Origin of the sequence: Bacillus cereus group sp. BcHK124, from assembly GCF_027712065.1 — a bacterium.
GTDB lineage: Bacteria > Bacillota > Bacilli > Bacillales > Bacillaceae_G > Bacillus_A > Bacillus_A pacificus.
Genome location: NZ_JAQFPJ010000007.1, coordinates 1 through 20,468, shown reverse-complemented (window position 1 = coordinate 20,468; position 20,468 = coordinate 1). Strand labels below are relative to the sequence as shown.

Genomic DNA, 20,468 nt, shown 5'->3' with positions numbered 1-20,468 from the left:
AATACTTCCGTTGTAGTATTGGTTTTTCTTAAGATAAATTATCTTTTTATATTGTACTGATCTATTACTTTTTCTAACATTTCTAAAGTTATCGGTTGAGCTTTCTCTATTAATTGATAACCAATACGTCCATTCGGTTCAGCTGTAACTTGCTGTAAACTCTTTAAATCATGAATCCCTTTTTCTCTTAATTGCATATATAGTTGTTGTTCCGACATTTTCGCCTTCATCAAATTCTCTTTTACAATCTCTCCATTTTCTACTACTATAATGCTACTGCCATTTAGGAATTGTTCCATCTTCTTTGATTTCAATTCAAAGAAATGAATGATAAGAAGGACGCCTGCAAATATTACAGCTGCAAATATAGATGGGCCTACTTTCCGACTTAATACAGGCTCCACAATAATACGTGCAATTGATACTACTATAATAATTTCAGCTCTTGTCATTTGGCTAACAGATTTACTACCTGTCATTTTTAATGCAATAATCCCAGTCAGAATTAAAATAATGCTTTCAAAAATCATATTCATAATAGCCCAATCCTTTAATGGTGAATGTTACTAGCATTCCCATTTCATATAGCATTCTAAATGTATTTTAATTAAACTTTTTTGTAAAAATCAAACTTACATATACTGAAAAAGAATCTATTTTGACCAACCTTTTTTCAATAAGGATTTGATGTTCCATCTTCCATTGTCAAAAAAATAAAAAGCACCCGAATGGATGCATATAGATTAAACTTATTCATTATTACTTTCTTCACTTTCATCATCAACTGATTTGGAGTCTAACATGCTGCCTATATCAGGCGGTAAAGCTAACTCTATTCCAGCTACTGGTTGATTATCTTCATTAAACCATTGTTTCTTAAATTTAATCAATTCTTCATTTTTCTTATTTTCATTCATATTATCCCCCCTTTTATGTTTGATATTAAACTCTTTACTTAATATGTACACTGAGAAAGATAATATACTATTTGTACATAATGAAAGAGCAAAAACCATTCTCTGTTTTCACAACCCGTTGTACCTATTAAAGAATCCCCGTACATGTTACTCCGCGCTCTGCTATCATATTAGTGTCTAAACATATGTGGGCTATGTGACAAGTACCTGGTCATTTTGTTCATTATTCATATGAGACAAATACTTTTAAAGGGGTAATTATTCCTTGACTTAATTCCTCAAAACATTGAATGAGTCCTGTATGTTGTATTTCATGTTGAAAAATCTCTTCTATCCATGGTGTTTGTTCTATTTGACTAAAAAACCAATCTGCATGTTGTTGATAATTATATCCGTCACTTGAACCAATGATCCGCAGTTCTTTCTCATAAAAATCAGCGGTTAATGTTAGTTCCTCTAAATTCCCATCAGAAAGTATACATATTTCACTATTACTGTTAAGTGCTTTTTGTAATGTATGAAATCCGATATTTGTAGCAGAACATTCGAAACCGTAATTATATGTTTCTATTATTTGTTCTTCTGATTCATATATGTTTTTCGCACCAAAATTCTTTGCAAAATCTCTTCTATTTTTATTAGGTTCAACAACATCTACATGCTTAACACCTACATAGTATTTTAAAAAATAACAAGCGAGTAAACCAATAACTCCCATTCCAGTTATAAGTACTTTTTCATCCTGTCGCATATTTAGTTTTAATACTCCTTTAGCAGCATCACACGAAAGAATAGATAATAAAGCAACTTTAGGTTTTATTGAATTAGGAACTCGAATCACTTTATGTCCCTTAACTATTCCTATCGTTTCATGTCCATAAAAAGAAACTACTTTATCGCCTATGTTTAAATTCGTTACTTTATTACCAACTCGAATCACTTCACCATAACTTTCATATCCAGTTTTTCTTGGATAAATAGGATTTGTATCTGAAACATCCGATTCTTTATACTGTGGTAACTCTGCTCCAATACTTATTGCACCTGCAATTGTTTTAACGATAATTTCATCATCCTGTATAGAATTAATTTCGCGCGTTTCCCACTTAAGACGTTTTGGTCCTTCTAAAACTAATTTATTTTGTTCCATTTATAACCCTCACATTTTATAAAAATATATTCTCACTAAATTTCAAACAATGTATAATAAATTCATCTAAAATTTAAGCTATAACGTTGACTAGCACCCAACAGTGATAAAATGATAATTGAATTTGATGGATATGGTATAAATGAGTATGTTTTTGGCCGTAACTGTTCTCTTAACGAGTTAATAATAATGTAGTTAAATGTAAAAAATGAAGAGATATCTAATGAAGATCTTCTAAACTTATTTTGTGTACGGTATCATTACGAACAAATCCCAAAGTTATTACAAGAAAACGTCTTGAGCGATGTTGTCATTGATTTAGATACAGACTATATTTATATCCCTAATAGATAACAGTAAACTAGATTAAGTGAATAAAAATTATGATTCAGCTAAGTGTTTAATAAAATAAGTTATTGCCCAAATTAATGTCGCAAACTGAGTGACAAAATACATTGTCCATTCAAAACCAGTCAATTTTCTCTCTCGTTTAACCTTCTTTAAGTATCTGTAAAATATAAATGTACTTAAAAACATAAGTAACAACGATAATTGTTGTAAATCATCGACTATACGTACCCCCATAAACTCCATCACCCTCCCATTCAAAATAAATGCTACACTTTAAGGTTAACATTTATTGGTAGTTTATTTCCATTTAAATTACTTAAGCCTAAGATAAAAAGAGCGCTCAGCTATTGAGTGCTCTAAAAAATATCAATTTAACACATTTTCCTTGTACTGGCTGCATGTAATTTCTCTTACTTTTTATAACTCAGTTCTATCACTTCTGGTACATGCTTCCTATCATATTTCCTCGTATAGATTTCTCCATCTGGAGTAACGAATTGTAAAACAATCTCACCACATACCCCATCTAGTATTTCAAATTCACCTTCTGCATTTGAAATACTGCGTTCCTTACCATTAATAGAACCTTCATAAATTTTCACATTAAATATAGGTTCTTTATTTTGACCTATGATAATACCTCTTGAATACTTACCAACCGCAATGCATTGATCATCTTTTTTATAATAATGAGTCACAACTATAGCTCAAATTATTACAACGGTACACACAAACAAGAGAATTATTTTACGCTTCACAACAAACCTCCTTATTCATTTTATTCTTTTTTAAATTGAAAATTTAGACGTTCCACTTGTTTGATTTCCTCCATTACTTTACGAATTCCTTCCTCAATCCTATCTTCCTTTACATTCGTTACGTTCAACTTTAATAGTCTTTGTTTCGGAAAACCTCTCACATAATTTTTATCAATCGTATCAACACTGATTTGCATTTCACTTAGTCTTTGTATCAACATTTCCGAAATGCTTGTTTTATGTACTTCTAAACAAGTATGGATTCCAATTGTATTTTGCTTTTTATATGTGAATAAAAGCGGGTTTTCACTATGCATTCTTTCTAATGCTTCTGCTAGTTTTTTAGATCTATTATTATAGGAAGATTTAATTTTATTTTTATGGCGTTCGAACATGCCACTCTTTATATAAATTTCTAAAGCAGCTTGGGATATCATTGGGCTATCGATATCTAAAATCTTTTTATATGTATGGAAAGCACTCGAAATAATCGGTGGAATAACTGCTACACCAACTCGTAAACCTGGAAAAATAATTTTCGAATAACTCTTTAAATATATGACATGATTACCATGATCCAGGCTATATAATGGATCGGCTTTTGAATCTGTTTCTAAATCTGCTAAATAATCATCTTCCACTATAAATACATTATATTTCTTAGCCAATAACACGATCTTTTCTTTCTCGTCTTTAGAATAAGAAGTTCCAAGCGGATGATGATATCTCGGTATTGTATAAAAGAATTTTATTTTACCTGTTCGAAAAATACGTTCCAATTCATTTAAGTCAATACCTTCATTCGTACGTTTAATACCGATTACTGGAACTTTATTTATTTCTAGATATTCTATATATAAATGATACGTTGGCTGTTCAACTAATATTGTTTCATTTTCATTTGGAAATGAGATAGAAGTTAATATTGCAAGTGCCTGTTGCACGCCTGACGTTATAAAAATATTGTCTTCTTTCGTGAACACTTGATAATTTGCCAACTGTTTTTGAATGACTGGAATTAAAGATGGTAACCCTTTCGGTGTTCCGTATACGAACAAATCATTTTTATAAGTATCAATAGCCTTATTAATGCAATGCTGAAAATCTAAATATGGGAAAACATCTGAATCTGGTGCTGAAGAAGCGAAATCAATTATCTCGTTATTTTCTATAGTACTCCCTGATTTTTTAACAACGTAGTATCCACTTTGAGGGACAGAATATATAATATGACGCTTTTCCAATTCATAAAGCGCACGTATAACTGTCGCCTTATTACATTCATATTGCGTAACAAGTGACCGTATTGATGGTAATTTCTGTCCTTCATTTATCGCTCCATTTTGAATCATTTTTTCTATATCGTTTAAAATATGTAAATACTTATACATATTACACCTCCTTCAGCAATTCTATATTTAATTACACCGACTTTTTATTTATATACCATCCATTCCTCAATTAGTTAATTTTTCGATCTTCTATATCGTAAATCCCAATAGCATATGAATCATTTTCAATCCATTTCTTTACTGCTTCTGTTTTAAGTACACCTTCAACTTCTTTTTCTATTTTCTGTCCAAATTCTCTTGCCCCTACTTCATCATCTCTAATCTTAGTTTTTATATCAATGGTAACAGGTTGATTCTTTTTATAATTTATTTGCTGAATACCAAACCCTTCATATCCATTCTTTCTGAATACATCATCAAATATCTGTCCAAAAACTAACTCCCATCTATTTTCTGCATTTACAATCTCCTTGTTTCTTTGAGATATATTTACTTTATAGGACATAATGCCTTGAATTTGCAATCTTTTATTAATTTCTTTTTTTATTTCGTTAGCATTTTCGCTATCAGCAATCTCTAAATCTACTATTCTTGCCTTTTCATCCCATATAGCAGCACTAAAAAAAGATTCCTCCTTTACCGCTGCTGTAGCAATATCCATAACTATAGAATCTTCACTTTTGGATTCTTCCATTTCAGGCTCACAAGCACACAATACAGCAATTGAAAATAAAAATACAATCAACTTCTTTCCTCTTTTCATTGCACTTCCCTCCGTAAATTTTCATTTACGATAAACTTTTACTTTCACATATAAATACCTTCTATAATTTTTAAATTTAACATTTTTTTTACATTTTCTCCTCTTAAAAAGGAAATTATAATTAATAAATAGAATATCTTCATGAATAAATAAAAAGTGAGGGATATGTCATGCAGCGTTTAAATACGATTGATATTAGTAACGTTCTAGAATTAGAAAATACTCTTTCTACTTTATTGAATGAAATGATTTCTTCAAAACTAGACCTAGAAAACTGGTTAAAAGAGCAGTCAAAAGTGATTTGGGAAATCGAAGAACAATTAAGATCACATTATATCGCCTTTCAATGTAATACGGATGATGAAAAAATAAAGGATACTTTTGAACATGATCAACAATTTGTAAAGCCACTTTTAAAACGGTACCAAAATTTATTGGATAATAAATATTTAGAGTCACCTTTTCGAATGGAATTAGATTCTAACGTATATGGTTTATTAGATACAAAAATAAAAAATGCTCAAAAGTTATTTTGTGAGGAAAATATCGAATTAGAAATAAAGGAAGACAAATTAGTCACAGAGTATTTTGAAATCACTGGAGGTTTAAGCGGAATTTGGGACGGAGAAGAAAAAACGATAACAGAATTACAATCCTATTTACAAGATTCGAATCGTGACATCCGTAAAAAGGCAAAAACCATTATTTCTGAACAATTTTTATCTGTTGAAAAAGAACTCCAAAACATATTAAATCAATTAATTGAAATTCGCCATCAAAAAGCAAAAAATATTCAACTAGAGAATTATCGTGATTATATGTTCAAGAAATACGAACGTTTTGATTATTCAGCGAAGGATTGCTATGAACTAGCTGAATCCATACGTAAGTATGTTGTGCCTCTTAAAGATAAAATATTACTAGAGAAAAAAGAGAAACTACAAGTCAATACGCTTCGCCCGTGGGATGTATCAGCTGTAACTCCAGATCAAAAAGTACTTAAACCAATTGCAACTGAAAATGATTTAATTGAAAAGAGCACTCATATCTTTAATAAACTAGATGTTGAATTTTCAGCACTTTTAAACCGAATGTATAAACATAATTGTCTTGATTTAACAAGCCGCAAAGGAAAAGCATCTGGAGGCTTTTGTGAGTACTTACCAGCTTCACAATTATCATTTATTTTTATGAACTTAAATTATACACAAGATGATATTATCACTTTTATACATGAAATGGGTCATAGTATTCATAACGAACTCATAAAATCATTAAAATTACGACAGTATATAGAAATTCCAGCTGAAACAGCTGAACTAGCCAGTATGACAATGGAGTTATTCTCGCTTAATTATTGGGATACCTTCTATACAGACAAAAAAGATTTAAAACAAGCAAAAATTAACTTCTTTAAAGATGTTATTTCATATTTACCTATTATGCTTATTGTCGATCAATTTCAACACTGGCTGTATGAAAATCCAAGTCATACTTCTGAAGAAAGAAATGAAAAATACTTACAACTTCAAAAACATTATCAGTCTAGCGTCATACATATTGATGGCTACGAAAACTGGATAGCAACGAGTTGGTTACCTGTACTCCATATCTTTGAAGTACCATTTTATTATATTGAATATGCGATCGCCCAACTTGGTGCATTACAAATGTATAAACAATATAAAGAGGATCCAAAGCAAGCACTTGAAAATTATAAAAAGGCCTTATCATTAGGTAGCTCTAAATCTTTAACGGAAGTATATGAAGCTGCTGGAATTCATTTTGATTTTTCTGGCGAAATAATTAAAGAACTAATGTTATTTGTAGAGGGAGAATTAGAGTTACTTGAGCAATTATAAGAAGAAAGCTACACCTATATTTTTGGTGTAGCTTTCTTCTTTATTTTATTAATCAGCTCTATGTACTGAGAATCCCCATATCCGATTGTTGGAAAAAGATGAAACAACTTCGTTAATAATTCTTGAGTTGATAAATCTTTATTTTTAGAGATAAATTTTATTACATTATTATCTTCTTTTAGCATTTTTAAATATAGATCTATAGCCTGATACATTACAGGTGGTACCTTATAGAAAGTCTTTTTATGATTTACTAATACTTCATTGTATACCGAAGAATAATTTCCTAATTCAAGTTCAATTTGATTTACTTTAAATTCATCTTCTCTAAAGCTATTTAAGTATACCTTCCCCTCATAACGAGACTGTTCAAGGTATGAAAGTATTGTAAGTAAGTTCATTTGACAAAACATATCTTCACCAAACCATAAAACAATACATTTATACTCTTTCGTAAAAAGTTTCTTTAATGGATCTATAACCTTTTTTGTGTAACTTTCTACTGAACTGTTATGTCCTGCTGCCCTTGTCTTAATAAATTCTTCATCAAAAACTAGTGTAGTAACTCGGTTTACACACATCGCTTCATTAAATGGTGCGTAATCAGAATCACCCATTAGCTTTTCATTTTTAAATTCTTCATACATCATTTGGCCATTCAATATGTTTAATACATCTTTATCAAACAGCTCGCTCTTCGCATTTCGTAATTGTTCAACCTCTATTTTTCTAGAAATATTCATATTAAACTCTCCTTCCTTATTTATATTGAGTTTAACAAATGATTGAATAGGCAATTGGTTAAGTTGAAATTCTCTTGGATTCATTCCAAAAACATTCTTGAAAGCTCTACTATAGGCCTCTTGCGAAGAATAACTATAATCCAATGCGATATCTATTATCTTCCTACCATTCTTTAAATCTTCTATAGATAAGTATAACCTTCTAAGAAGAATATAGCGTCTAATACTGAAACCCGTTACTTGGTGAAATTTAAAAGAACAATAATAAGGAGAATACCCCATATAACGGGACAATTCATCTAATGAAAATTCCTTTTTTAAATTGACCTCAATCCAGTCAATCATCTGCTGTATATGTTCATTCATTTCCTCCACTCCTTATTTAAAAGTATAAGAGAAGTGCATTTCTTTCTTTTGATATTTCTTGTGTTTTATAACATAAGACTTTCTGTAATATCTTTAAATTTTATATATAAATATTGACTTTATTTTTTCATCTATCTTATTTTGACATACCTTCTATTCATTTTTCAATTTAGCCTTAATTAATATGCTGGCAACACTTAACTAATTATTAAAAGACAATTTATATCATATTTCATTTTAAAGGATTTCGAAAATTAAACTCGAATTTTGTAAAATAAGATTCTTTTAATTCTCTAGTTAAAAAATAAAAGTTTTGAAAGGAAATTATAATGAAAGAACTAGAAAAAGAAATACTTCAATTCATAAATGAACTATATCCGTTGAATTTTATTAACATTCAACCAATAACAAATGAAATGTATAAATGTCTCACTGAACAAGGTACATACTTCATTAGAATTACAAACTATAAAACGTATGAAGAACAATTAGAAGAAGTTACATATACGAATTTTTTATACCAAAACGGTTTAGATGTTCCACCAATACTCCCTTCTTTACAAGGGAATCTTGTAGAAAAATTAACATTAGACAAGGAGCTTTTTACAGTATTATATAAAGCTGCTCCTGGTATACATTTACCAAGATGCGAATGGAATTCTACTATATTTAAAAAGCTTGGTCAACAAATCGGAAAATTGCATCGTATATCTAAAATCTTTGAAAAAGCTAAACCGATTAAATATATTAACGACTGGTATGAGAATGAGGAATATAATTTCCTTAAGTATATTCCTAAAGAAGAAACTACTATTAGGGAAATTGCATCTGAAGTTTTAAATTCTATAAAAGAGCTACAAAAATCCACTTCAAATTACGGCTTAATTCACGGAAATTTATGGCTAGAAAATATTTTAGTTGAAAACAATTCAACCATAACAATGATTGATTTTCAAGATTGCGAAAAACATTTTTACCTATTCGATTTAGCTGTTCCTATTTATAGTGCGATAGAATATTCATTTGCTGGAAATGCAAATATCGTTGAGTATGAGCATTCCATTACAAAAGCACTATTTGAAGGGTACCAAGAAGAAAATGAACTACCTAAAGAGATGATCGAGAAGTTTCCATTGTTTATTAAATTAAAAGAGATTTTTGAATATAGCTTAATGCATATGTATTGGGATAAAGAAGAATTAACTGAGGAACAAGTACGGATAATGAACCTTTATAGAATGAAGATTGAAAATAAATATACGTATATCAAAATTTAAAAATGCTGTTGTTTAACTACAAGGAAACTTTAGTTAAACAACAGCGTTTATTAATTAGCTGACAACCTTTTTTATGACTTATAAATACTGATTCAATAATCTTTTCAAATACACTTCATTTTGCGGTGTTACTTTTTCAGAAAATCTAGCTGCAATTATAATAGGAGCCCATTCAAAGATCTCATCTCTTAACAAACTAGTATTTTTGCAATATAAGTGTAAATACATTTCAGCTAATTCTAAAGAAGTCTGAGCATACAATAAATATGTTCGAAATATATCTGCACGAATATCACCTGAACTAGCATCTACCCAGTCTATAACTTTCACTTTCCCTTCCTTACTCAAAATCAAATTAAATGGATGAAAGTCTCCATGACATAGCCTAAAATCAAATGTAATAGAATCTAATTTTTGTAATATATTCTTCTTTTTGTTTTCATCCAATTGATGTACAGATTTAATTTGACGCTCTAACCTTTTCCTCATTAACTCCATTTCATCTGTATTCACACGTATATCATGGATCTTTTTTTGCTCATTAACACAAAGTCCGATATAACGCTCTGCCTCATTCAAATTATTAAGCAGGAGATCACCAATGTTCTCCCCTTTTACATATTCCATAATAATTGCCTGTCTATTTTGTATCTTTGTCACTTCAAATACCTTTGGAACTAGCAGCCCACATGAATAAGCATATTTTTGTTTTTTTGCTTCATTTATAGACTCTGTATCTGGAAGATATTCTTTAAATAATTTTACAATCTTTTTATCATATAGATAAATTTCCGCTGTATTCCCTTTTGCAATTGGATTACCTAAAACCACTTCATTTCTCCCCTTAACATAAATTAGAATAGCACCTTATACCTCTCTTTACATTCACTATAACCCTAGCTAAAACCTTCTTCACGACTATACAAAAAACTTACCGCTTTCCATCATTAAATAGAAAGCGGTAAGTTTAATTGTTTAGGAATATCAGAATGAAACTCTGATGTATGCACAATTGAAAATGTATATCCTTGCTCAATAAATGATACTTCATTACGTTTACATTCAAATAGTACACTATTTTTCTTAAAGTTATTTTGGATTCGCTGTAAAAATGCGACGTCTGGTGTTCCAAAAGAAACATGTACTTTCGGTGGTAAAGCTTTCATCGCAATTGGGATCCAAGGTCGCTGCCACCAAGTTGCGACGATATATGCAGTGCCGCCAACTACAAAGTTGAAAATATCTCCATCTTCCATCGTTTTCATATCGAGATTTAATTTCAACCATTCCGTAAATACAGGTACACTTTTAACAGGAAGACCAATTTCCCTTACATATAAAATGTTTAAAGGTGACTGCGGTACTAATACATCCTCCTTAACATAACTATGTGCGATAATTTCGAGTAGATTTCCATCTCCGTCTTTAAAGTATAAATTGAATAGCTCGTTCTCCTCACCAATTGTATTTCCATCTTTCCATTTCACAATAAGTAACCCAGACTTTTCAAGCCATTTTGCTGTTTCATGAAATTTTGAATATGAAATTTCAAAGGCGAAATGTGCTGGAGCGATTGGCTCATACACTTCTTGAAAACTAATTGTTGTGTAAGGTGTTACTTTAAATTGAATAAATGATGCCGTTTCTTTTTTTATTGGAAAAGATAATATGTCCTTATAAACTTGTTTTACCCCTTCTATAGAAACCGTTTGTAGTTTTATATCTGATATATGTGTAATCACATTGCATACCCCCTTGCTTCTTATTATCTATTTGTATTGTATTACACTTATAAATAGATAAAATCAAACAGAAGGATGGATTTTTCAAATGCAAACTACAACTTTAGTATGAATATTTAAGTTTATCCTGCATTGTTTCCATACAAAAAAGCTGCCTTTTCTTAAACAAAGAGCAGCTTTTACAACAAAACATATTATGATTTTACAGCAATAATCATAAATCTTTTTGAATTCGTACGAATACCTTTTTCAGAACTATTAGCTTTAATGAACTTTTGCAAAATATTAAAATCCTCTTCCTCTTCTCCAAAATTAGGAATAATAGGCGTATGTTTTAATAAGAAAATAAGATCCTCACGCGTACTGTAATAATCAGTAACATCATATTCACGTACTTGCACGAGTTCAAATCCTGCACTAATAAGTTCACTCATATACTTTTCTTTTAATGTACCATCTCTTTCACCTAAGCATTGTCCTCTTCCAAATGCTTCTTTAAGATTCAATTTATCATGTTCGCTAACTTGTTGTGTTAAGAAAAAAGCACCTTGTTTCATTACTTTTGCTAATTCAGATGCTATAAATGGTGCGTGACAACTAGAAGCGATATCAAAATGGGCAAGCGGAAACGTTAACGCTTCAGAATTCATTTGAAAAAACTCAACATTTTGTACACCTGATTTTTTTAAATTGGAATGTGCCGTTTCAATCATGCCATTAGAATTATCAATTCCAATTAGCAATTTAGCTGAAGATGCTATGTTAAGTACATTTTCCCCTCCACCTGTACCAACATCAAGTAAAGTGTCTGATAGTTTACATCTTTCTTTCACTTCCCCGTAAAAGTCCCATGAATCTCCTACAGTTTCACATTTTATTTTACTAAAATCCCAACCATTTACTCTTCCTACTTTATCATAAAAGTTTTTGTACTCTAATTCGTTCATTTTGTATTTTCCCCTCTATTAACGCTTATGCTATTGATTCTTTGTGAAAAAGATCCTCCAATTTCCCCTATATATGCCAGCCAATCTTTATAAAACGCTTGAACAGTGCGATATCTTTTATTTTTTTCTTTATGTAGAGCTTTTTTACACATATTATATAATTCTAGTGTGCTCTCCCATTTCTCATAGCTTTTATCATTTTTCCCGCCAATAAAAGCAAAAGCAATTCCGGCTAACACATACACATTCGTTTCGCTTGTAATTTGTGCATGCAGTTCATATTCTTCAGGTGCTTTGAAACGACCTGCTCCCCAAAAATCCTCCCCAACTTTATTGAATACAGGTTTTTTTTGAAAGAAATCAATATCACAGATTGTAAGTTTTGATTGCTCAAAATTATATAAAATACTACCGTCATAAAAATCAACCATGACATATCCTAATGACTCCACATAGGCTGCAAACTCAAAAATTTGTGTCAATATGTTAAGTCTCTCCGTCACTGATAATTGTCTTAGCTTAACAAAAGGCGAATTTGGTGCATGGTGCTTTTCAAACGGTGTAAAGTCCCAATGATTGTGCATGCATTCCCCATCAATCCAATGAAACTTTAAACAAAATCCGTTTTGCATTTGAATAGGATTAATATATGGAACTAGTAAAGGATGTTGAATTTGTTCATACACTTCTTTTGCCTTCATTAATCGTTGGATCGCGTCCTCTATCTTGCCTTTGTATTCTAAATTGCGTGCACCTGCATACTTCAAAAAATAACGTTTTCCATTTTCAATAATACCAAAGCTAATATTTCCTGAATCTTGCTGATCAAACACAGTAAACACTTCTACATCCTTTCACCAATCAAAATTATGCTCCTCAGCCAATGTTAATGGGTATTGATTTTTTCCAATTCTAATATTTATCATGTGCTGCTCCTAGCTTTGAGCGAACGTAGTTGATAGAGGTATGATACGCATACTCAATTTATTTTTACCTCATGCTTGATTTTCTTCTGTTTGTTCATAAAACATCACTCCTTTCAAATAACCGTCCTTAATTACTTTCTATTATATATTATAAAATACAAATTATAAGGAAAATATATTCCATATGCACAAATAGTTTACATAACATTTTTATGGTTTATTTATGTGTGTAATCTACATCTCTCCCCAACCACACATACTATTTAAAACAGTACAGACTGCTTTTACATTCTTCATTTTTATTTCCTCCTTAAAATACATGTAAAAAGTAGGATTAACCAAAAAATTAAAGAATTCTATATATGACAAGTATTGGACGAATTATTTTCAAATTTCTTTATAATAAAGGTGGTATAAACAGTGTGAAACTTATGCAACAACGTAGCCTTACCGTAAAGACAACTTTTTCTAAAGAATACAAGATTTTTATTTTTGGTTTACTCATTTCACGAATTGGAGACTCATTGTATACTTTTTCGTTACCTTGGATTGCCTATCAATTAACCGGTTCAGCTGTAATAATGAGTTCTTTATTTGCTATTAACGTATTACCAATCGTTTTATTTGGCCCTTTAGTTGGTGTAATAATTGATCGTTATGATCGAAAAAAGTTACTTTTGGTAGCGGATATTACTAATATTATTTTAGTAAGTCTTGTTCCAATACTACATTCATTACATCTATTACAAATCTGGCATTTATACATAATTACTTTTATGTTAACAGTTATGTCCATGCTTTTTGATGTAACAACTGTTACAGTCATCCCGCAAATTGCCGGAGCATCCTTAACGAAAGCCAATTCTTTCTATCAAATGGTCAATCAATTAGCCAGTTTATTTGGTCCAATGATAGCTGGAGTTTTCGTTTCTTTTATTGGTAGCTTTCAGTTGCTTTGGATTAATGTTCTTTCATTTATTGCAACATTAATTGCTGTGATATTATTACCGTCTATGAAAACCGTAAACAAGAAATACCAAGATAAAAATACACTTCAAAATGTACTAGCTGATTTGGTTAATGGATGTAAATGGCTCAAAAATGACCGTTTAAATTTAGCTTTATCTTTTCAAGCTATGATTGGAAACTTTGGAGCAAGTGCGGTTTTAGGTGTGTTCATGTATTATTTACTATCCACATTGCAACTTACGCCGGAACAAAGTGGCTTTAATTATTCACTAATTGGAATAGGCGGGCTCTTAGGAAGCTTGATTGCAGTTCCTTTAGAAAAAAGGTTACAGCGCGGCATACTAATTCCTTTACTCCTATTTGTTGGAGCAATTGGCTTAACTTTCGCGCTTTTGAATACATATTGGCTCGCTCCTGGAATTGCTTTCGGTATCGCAATGACTTGCAATATTGCATGGAATACAATTGTAGCCACCGTTCGCCAGGAAACAGTTCCATTAAATGTGCAAGGGAGAGTTTTAGGATTTTCGCGTGTACTTACACGATTAGCTATGCCACTCGGAGCATTAGCAGGAGGCATTATTTCAGCTTATAATCCAGTGTTTGTATTTGCTTTAGCTGCTTTTACTAAATTAATTGAAGTCTTTATTGCTTTATATAGTCCGATACGAAAACTATAATAGTAGGAAAGATAATTATGATTGGTTAATTGCAATTACGGATAAGTTGATAAAGAAAAAAGGCATATCATAATGCCTTTTTCTTTATCATCATTTTACTGGATAACAAACTTCTGTAACCCACTTATTAGGATCCGATTCCATCGCTGGGCTCACATGATAAATATTAAACATTGGGCCTGCTAATTCGTAACCTTCTGTCTCAATCCATTTTGCCGCAGCTTCATTTACAGCTGTCATTTGTTCATAACTTCCATTAACCGTTATGGAAGCTACATTAGCTGATTCCACATTTTTAAATGTAACGTCTTTTGTATTTTCATGCTTTCCTAGAATACTTAGCTGTATTTCTATATCTACATCATTTTCTTTGTATTCACGATCATGGAAAACCGCAATACTATAACTCGGATGGTCAATACTAATATTCTCCATTTGAATTTCTTGCATTAATATACTCCATAAATCACCTTCGCAATTATACGATGGAATAATCTTTCTAACACTAGCTACAGTTCTTTCTGGAACTTCTTTTATTGAAACATGATAATTCATCTCAACAACATCCTCTCTCATCGTTTTCATTGAGTCTTCGAGGAGACGTAATTGTTTTTTGAGGTTAGTCATGTCTTTTTTAATTTGAGCACTACGATTTAAAAACTGCTCCTTAATACCATCTATATTATCGCATTCTATTATTTCTTTAATGGTAGCGATATTAAATCCCATATTTTTTAACGTTTGAATTTGATTTACTTTCTTTAATTGGGCTGCTGAATAGTATCGGTATCCACTCTGCTCATCAACTTTTATTGGTTGTAATAATTCAACTTTATCGTAGTGTCTCAACATACGTATACTAATGGAAGATAGTTTCGAAAAATCCCCTATTTTAAACATGATTTCCTCCTATAAGTTACATCTACTTTGAAGCTCAACTTTATCTTAAACAATGACATTGTGTGAGAGTCAACTGTTTATAACACTTGAATTATATTTCTTTAATTATTTATCCTTATACCGTCTTATGCCTATAAAGATTGATAATAATCCGTTCACAGCTAATAAAATTACTATAATACTTGTAAATAAACCTACATCTGCCGCAAATATTTTAATCGTACGCCATGGTGAACTCGTACTATAAGTAAGCAGTGGGATAAAAATAATAGATAATAGTAGGAATAGACTCCCTATGAATAACCAAATTACCTTTTTTACAGTTTTCACATGTTTATACTTTTTCATTAACATAATTGATATTATGAAAAGTATGAGTGTAACTATCAACAAAATAATTTGTGTTAATGGTATGTTTTTAGAGATATCAATCAGTTCTTCTCCATTCAAAATACTAATAATCCCCTTTTTCAATTCTGATAGTGCGGTTTCTTCTAATACATGATTTTTATTTGTTAAAATCACACCACTCCAGCCACTTTTATTTAAAGTAAATATTTCTGCACGAGCATCGGGCGTTGATCCTGAATGCCAAATCATCGTTTCGCTTTCATTTATATTTGTTGTTCTTAATCCAAAACCATAACTTTTTTCTGAATTTGTTTGATAAAGTGGTGAAAGATAAAGATTCATGTTTTCTTGCTTTAAAAATTGAGGATTTTCTTGGCGATTCAAAAACATAATGAATTGAATCATATCTTCCAAATTCGCGGTAATATAACCATATGGTGCCCCGGCATTATCATAGGACACTACACTTTTTCTTGGTATGCCAAACCACGACTGATAACCTGTTAAATAGCCTTTTTCATATGCAATTTCTTTACTTGCTGCCGCGCCATTCATATTTAACGGCTGAAAAATATACTTTTCCATATATGATGAATATATTTCATTTGTGACTTCTTCAATAAGTGCGCCTAAAACCATATAATTCGCATTACTATATTGATATTTTTCACCTGGTGGAGCAGTTACTTTTACATTTGAAAGCTCCATTACATTTTCTTTTAATGCTGTAGAACTTTTGGATTGCTTATCTGATAATGCTAAGCCTTCATATGTGCTGATTCCGCTTGTATGAGTTAGTAGATGTTGGATTGTTATAGTTGAGGATATTTGAGGATTCTTTAGTTTAAACCAAGGGAGATATCGTTGAACTGGATCCTCTAATTTTATTTTTTTATCTTCTATTAATTTCACTATAGCTAAAGCTGTTAAAGATTTACTTATAGAGCCGATTGCAAATGGTGTTTTACTAGTTACCTTTTTTCCAGATTCTCCAGTAACCCCCATCGTTTTTGTGAAGAATACATCTCTATTATGTACAATTGCAACAGAAGCTCCCGGAATGTTCTGCTCTTTTATAAATTTTTCAATATACTTATCTAATGTAACTTTAATATTTTGCTGAGCATAAACTTTGGGAGGTGTGATACATAATATTAATACATTAAAAAGAACAAAAATTAGAGACAGTTTATAGATTGTATTCTTCATTATACTTTAGATGCTTTCTTTTTTTATAACTTACTAAGCTAATAAATACTACTATAGAGAGCGTCAAACTAGTCATTATTAATAATGCGTTCCACCATTGATTCTCTGATATTCGATATAAAAGATTATACTGAAATGCACTTTTACTATTATTTTGATTAAATGATTCAGTTAAAAATATTGAAAATATAATTTGCGAGCTGAGGTAAGTAATAATTGCGATGAATATGCCACGTAACATAAATGTGTTGAATTTGCCCTTTTCATTTTGAAGTTGTTTCATTTTAACTTGTGAATCAATTTCATTTATTTCTAAAAAATCTTGAACAAATAATTCAGGTGTACCTAAATCATCTATACTATCTTCTCCATGTTCACGACACTCTTGAATATGTTCTAATATTTGTCGCTTAATATTTTCCCTTTCTTCTAGACTAATATCGTATTGCTTTAATTCCTTAAGTACGTCTGTTAAAAATTGCTTTTCTTTACCTATCAATTTATTCCTCATTTCAGAAGGTCTCCTTTCAAACCGCTTTTTAGTAATGTTTGAATATCCGATTGCAATTCTAACCACTCATTAATTTTCTTCTCAAGACGTATTTTACCGTTTTCATTAAGTTCATAATAAATTCTAACTTTACCACTGTCTGTTACTTCTTGGTAAGTGTTAACCCACTCTTGATTTTTCAACTTAGTTAGAATTGGATAAATGCTTCCTACTCCTTTCAACTTTAAATTATGTACTTCTAGCTCTTTCATAATCTCATAGCCATAACTTTTCTTTTTCGACAAAATAGATAATACACACATTTCTAAATGACCTTTAATTAAGCTTGTTCTATCCATAGGATAAATTTAACAGAAATATATACTTCATTCAAGTATATATTTCTGTTAAATGCAAAAAAACAGACAATAAAACGAAAAGATTAACAAACAACAATACCACTTATCAACTGTTTTTAATCTTAATAATCACTTTTATAATATAATAATTACACAATTAATATAACCTTTAAGGTAATAATCCTCTCACTTCAATAACCTTATCTTTATATATTTCAAACCATTGTTGCCATTCATCTTTAGAAAATTCTTTTTCTTCTCCTTCTAGAACGGCAGAAAAAAGATCTAAACAAATATGCCAACCTGCTATATCTTTCGGTGTATGATCAGTTAATTCATGAATGTATTCTTTAAGAAGTAAAAAAGAACCATTTTCCTCTTTATGTATTTCAAATCGGACACGATCTTTATCCCAAGTAAATTCAAGTACTGAGTTTACTTGACATTCTAAAATATCAATATTTATGAATGTACCATCCATCATATCAAACTTTATGACTCCACCTGTTTTAAGGCTTTCAATCTGTAAATTAGACATCCATTTTTTCAGCTTACTGTTTTCTGTTAAAGCAGACCAAACTTCCTCTATTGTATATGGAAATTCGCGTTCAAATTTTACAATATATCCATCAGTTAGTTTCCCAATTTCAGCTATCATATTGATTGCCCCCTTATATAGAATGTATGTTCTTGTTTCATTTTACACGAATATAAATATAAAATAAATCTTTATGTCAATGAAGTATTAATTTAAAGTTAATGGTGATGATAAAAACTTAAATATTTTATAAATCGAGTTATATAATCGTGAGAATTAATTATCATGTATGTACGTTTCCCTATTAAATATAGACTTACGCACAAATAAAAAGAGCCGCATTTGCGACTCATAAAATTATAAAATTAACTCCTGCTTTTGTTGAATGATTTACCTCTTAATCGCATCAACAATTAAAGACGGAAAACCAAGTTTATCGCCTTTATTTCTAGAATCATATCTTTTCGAGCGGAAAATCAAACCGTCGTTTGCATCCCATTCATTGTAATAAAACTGACCATTTTCATCACAATATTCAAGCAAAACTACCTCAAATCCAGCAGTTTCAAACATTTTCGTTAATGTTTTATAATTATGAACGATTTTATGACTTGCTGCTGGGTGATCTTTTGGGCCAGGTCCACCTATTTGAACTACATTTTGGTATGCCTCATCTCGAAAAAATGCATCAGGAACGCCGCACCGAATATGCCCCTCTTGCTTTAAAAATTCATAGCAAATTTCAGCAGCTCTTACACCTTCTTCAAACGTAAGGTGTTCCCATACATGCTCAGCTAAGATAGCTGAAATAGAATTGTATTCAAATCTTTCTTCCCACGTAGCTTTATCTAGTAAATTAAGTTCATTTTCTTGCGTTTGTATCCATCCAGGATTATTATTAAACACCCCTGCTCCGACTACTACTTTAATTTCGTCTTGTTTTATTGCCATCACCTTCACTTCGTAAACATATTAATTTATTAATATGTTCTATGTTTAGTATTATCTTTCCTTCTTCAACCAATTTAATAGCATGAGTACAGTACAATACCGAACTCATGCCTGAAATTTGTCTAACAAAACGATTTTCTAACTTTATAGAATCAGTTCATGAAATACAACTATTTTTATACAATTTATATACGATTTTTCTTACATAAACATAAAACACCAAACATTAACATAAAACCAATCACGTAAAAACTTGTTGTTCCACTGCCACCAGTGTTAGGGATTACCCAATTATTTTTCACATTTTTCACTGTTAGTTTTTGTGTCCTTACCGCTTCTATAATTTCTATTTCTATTGGATCTCTAAGTAACATATATCCGTTTGGTGCTTTTATTTCTTGAATCGTATACTTTCCAAGTGCTAATTGGTCGGAAATCACCTTTCCTTTTTCATCCGTTGTTAATCTACTAACTTCTTTACCTTCTTTATCTAAGACTTGAAATACAGCACCTTTTAGTTTTAAATTAATATCCTTATCATCGACTTTCTCAATTTCAATTTGCCCAGTCGGATCTGGTAATTTCTTATTTGCTATTTTAATTTCTACTACTACATCTTTTTCTATTTTTACAGCTATTTTATCTTTTAATAATTCGTAACCTTTTGGTGCTTCTACTTCCACTAAGGTATAGTTACCTATTGGCAAATCTTTTGATATCGCTTCTCCTTTTTCATCTGTTACTAACTCCCCAACTACTTTTTTATTTGAATCTTCAATATGAAATTTTGCTCCTGCTAGCTGTTTATTTTTATCACTCGTATCTACTTTCACTAACTTCATTTTCCCCATCGGATCTGGTAATTTCTTATTTGCTATTTTAATTTCTACTACTACATCTTTTTCTATTTTTACAGCTATTTTATCT

Annotated in this window: 22 protein-coding genes and 1 pseudogene; 4 read left to right on the top strand and 19 right to left on the bottom strand. The window is 30.6% G+C overall.

The window, feature by feature from the left end; genetic code table 11:
* Positions 1-38: 38 nt before the first annotated feature.
* The 3 genes from PDK19_RS13155 to PDK19_RS13145 form a co-directional block, all read right to left on the bottom strand.
* On the bottom strand, positions 39-536 hold the full coding sequence (locus PDK19_RS13155; RefSeq protein ID WP_001055958.1) for a DUF421 domain-containing protein: 498 nt from the start codon (positions 534-536) through the stop codon (positions 39-41).
* 213 nt (positions 537-749) lie between these two features.
* Positions 750-917, bottom strand: a complete 168-nt coding sequence (locus PDK19_RS13150) for a hypothetical protein (RefSeq protein WP_014893697.1) — start codon at positions 915-917, stop codon at positions 750-752.
* A 223-nt stretch (positions 918-1,140) separates the two neighbouring features.
* On the bottom strand, positions 1,141-2,067 hold the full coding sequence (locus PDK19_RS13145; protein ID WP_000437341.1) for an alcohol dehydrogenase catalytic domain-containing protein: 927 nt from the start codon (positions 2,065-2,067) through the stop codon (positions 1,141-1,143).
* Positions 2,068-2,178: 111 nt separating this feature from the next.
* On the opposite strand from PDK19_RS13145, the pseudogene PDK19_RS27410 reads away from it, so the two are divergent.
* Positions 2,179-2,421: pseudogene (locus tag PDK19_RS27410) on the top strand (hypothetical protein).
* A 27-nt stretch (positions 2,422-2,448) separates the two neighbouring features.
* Here the strand turns inward: PDK19_RS27410 and PDK19_RS13140 are convergent.
* The 4 genes from PDK19_RS13140 to PDK19_RS13125 form a co-directional block, all read right to left on the bottom strand.
* A complete protein-coding gene (locus PDK19_RS13140) occupies positions 2,449-2,652 on the bottom strand; it encodes a hypothetical protein (RefSeq protein ID WP_014893698.1) in 204 nt (67 codons plus the stop codon).
* A 176-nt stretch (positions 2,653-2,828) separates the two neighbouring features.
* Positions 2,829-3,122: a hypothetical protein gene (locus PDK19_RS13135; RefSeq protein WP_041184523.1), complete on the bottom strand. Its 294-nt coding sequence runs from the start codon at positions 3,120-3,122 to the stop codon at positions 2,829-2,831.
* A gap of 74 nt (positions 3,123-3,196) precedes the next feature.
* Positions 3,197-4,567, bottom strand: coding sequence for an aminotransferase-like domain-containing protein (locus PDK19_RS13130; protein ID WP_000280103.1), 1,371 nt, complete (start codon positions 4,565-4,567; stop codon positions 3,197-3,199).
* 70 nt (positions 4,568-4,637) lie between these two features.
* On the bottom strand, positions 4,638-5,231 hold the full coding sequence (locus PDK19_RS13125; RefSeq protein ID WP_262722831.1) for a DUF4030 domain-containing protein: 594 nt from the start codon (positions 5,229-5,231) through the stop codon (positions 4,638-4,640).
* A gap of 170 nt (positions 5,232-5,401) precedes the next feature.
* Here PDK19_RS13125 and PDK19_RS13120 point away from each other — a divergent pair, with 170 nt between their 5' ends.
* Entirely contained in the window at positions 5,402-7,093 is a 1,692-nt protein-coding gene (locus PDK19_RS13120; RefSeq protein ID WP_074567921.1) for a M3 family oligoendopeptidase, read from the top strand.
* Between the two features lie 14 nt (positions 7,094-7,107).
* On the opposite strand, the gene PDK19_RS13115 is transcribed toward PDK19_RS13120, so the two are convergent.
* Positions 7,108-8,202 (bottom strand): helix-turn-helix domain-containing protein, encoded by a 1,095-nt coding sequence (locus PDK19_RS13115; RefSeq protein ID WP_001002100.1) that lies wholly within the window; start codon positions 8,200-8,202, stop codon positions 7,108-7,110.
* A 329-nt stretch (positions 8,203-8,531) separates the two neighbouring features.
* Here PDK19_RS13115 and PDK19_RS13110 point away from each other — a divergent pair, with 329 nt between their 5' ends.
* Positions 8,532-9,479, top strand: a complete 948-nt coding sequence (locus tag PDK19_RS13110) for a phosphotransferase enzyme family protein (protein WP_270707265.1) — start codon at positions 8,532-8,534, stop codon at positions 9,477-9,479.
* Positions 9,480-9,557: 78 nt separating this feature from the next.
* On the opposite strand, the gene PDK19_RS13105 is transcribed toward PDK19_RS13110, so the two are convergent.
* From PDK19_RS13105 to PDK19_RS13090, 4 genes are all read right to left on the bottom strand, one after another.
* A complete protein-coding gene (locus tag PDK19_RS13105; RefSeq protein WP_000242845.1) occupies positions 9,558-10,310 on the bottom strand; it encodes an aminoglycoside phosphotransferase family protein in 753 nt (250 codons plus the stop codon).
* 116 nt (positions 10,311-10,426) lie between these two features.
* On the bottom strand, positions 10,427-11,221 hold the full coding sequence (locus PDK19_RS13100) for a VOC family protein (RefSeq protein ID WP_000627940.1): 795 nt from the start codon (positions 11,219-11,221) through the stop codon (positions 10,427-10,429).
* Positions 11,222-11,415: 194 nt separating this feature from the next.
* Positions 11,416-12,168, bottom strand: coding sequence for a class I SAM-dependent methyltransferase (locus PDK19_RS13095; protein ID WP_001003852.1), 753 nt, complete (start codon positions 12,166-12,168; stop codon positions 11,416-11,418).
* Entirely contained in the window at positions 12,165-13,010 is an 846-nt protein-coding gene (locus PDK19_RS13090) for a serine/threonine protein kinase (protein ID WP_270707262.1), read from the bottom strand. The genes PDK19_RS13095 and PDK19_RS13090 overlap by 4 nt, the downstream gene beginning before the upstream one ends.
* Before the next feature lie 506 nt (positions 13,011-13,516).
* On the opposite strand from PDK19_RS13090, the gene PDK19_RS13085 reads away from it, so the two are divergent.
* Complete coding sequence (locus PDK19_RS13085; RefSeq protein ID WP_049112685.1) at positions 13,517-14,743, top strand: MFS transporter; 1,227 nt, start codon at positions 13,517-13,519, stop codon at positions 14,741-14,743.
* Positions 14,744-14,833: 90 nt separating this feature from the next.
* On the opposite strand, the gene PDK19_RS13080 is transcribed toward PDK19_RS13085, so the two are convergent.
* The 7 genes from PDK19_RS13080 to PDK19_RS13050 form a co-directional block, all read right to left on the bottom strand.
* Positions 14,834-15,643: a MerR family transcriptional regulator gene (locus PDK19_RS13080; RefSeq protein WP_000472606.1), complete on the bottom strand. Its 810-nt coding sequence runs from the start codon at positions 15,641-15,643 to the stop codon at positions 14,834-14,836.
* A 105-nt stretch (positions 15,644-15,748) separates the two neighbouring features.
* A complete protein-coding gene (locus tag PDK19_RS13075; RefSeq protein WP_049112686.1) occupies positions 15,749-17,203 on the bottom strand; it encodes a serine hydrolase domain-containing protein in 1,455 nt (484 codons plus the stop codon).
* Positions 17,184-17,714, bottom strand: coding sequence for a hypothetical protein (locus PDK19_RS13070; protein ID WP_049112687.1), 531 nt, complete (start codon positions 17,712-17,714; stop codon positions 17,184-17,186). Before PDK19_RS13070 ends, PDK19_RS13075 begins: the two co-directional genes overlap by 20 nt.
* The gene (locus PDK19_RS13065; RefSeq protein WP_014893703.1) at positions 17,711-18,052 is read right to left on the bottom strand and encodes a PadR family transcriptional regulator; all 342 of its coding nucleotides are present in this window, start codon (positions 18,050-18,052) and stop codon (positions 17,711-17,713) included. The genes PDK19_RS13070 and PDK19_RS13065 overlap by 4 nt, the downstream gene beginning before the upstream one ends.
* 169 nt (positions 18,053-18,221) lie before the next feature.
* Entirely contained in the window at positions 18,222-18,710 is a 489-nt protein-coding gene (locus tag PDK19_RS13060; RefSeq protein WP_014893704.1) for an SRPBCC family protein, read from the bottom strand.
* A gap of 270 nt (positions 18,711-18,980) precedes the next feature.
* Entirely contained in the window at positions 18,981-19,541 is a 561-nt protein-coding gene (locus PDK19_RS13055) for a class I SAM-dependent methyltransferase (protein WP_014893705.1), read from the bottom strand.
* Positions 19,542-19,726: 185 nt separating this feature from the next.
* Positions 19,727-20,468, bottom strand: a 742-nt coding sequence (locus PDK19_RS13050) for an MSCRAMM family protein (protein ID WP_270707259.1), incomplete at its 5' end; no start/stop codon positions are given.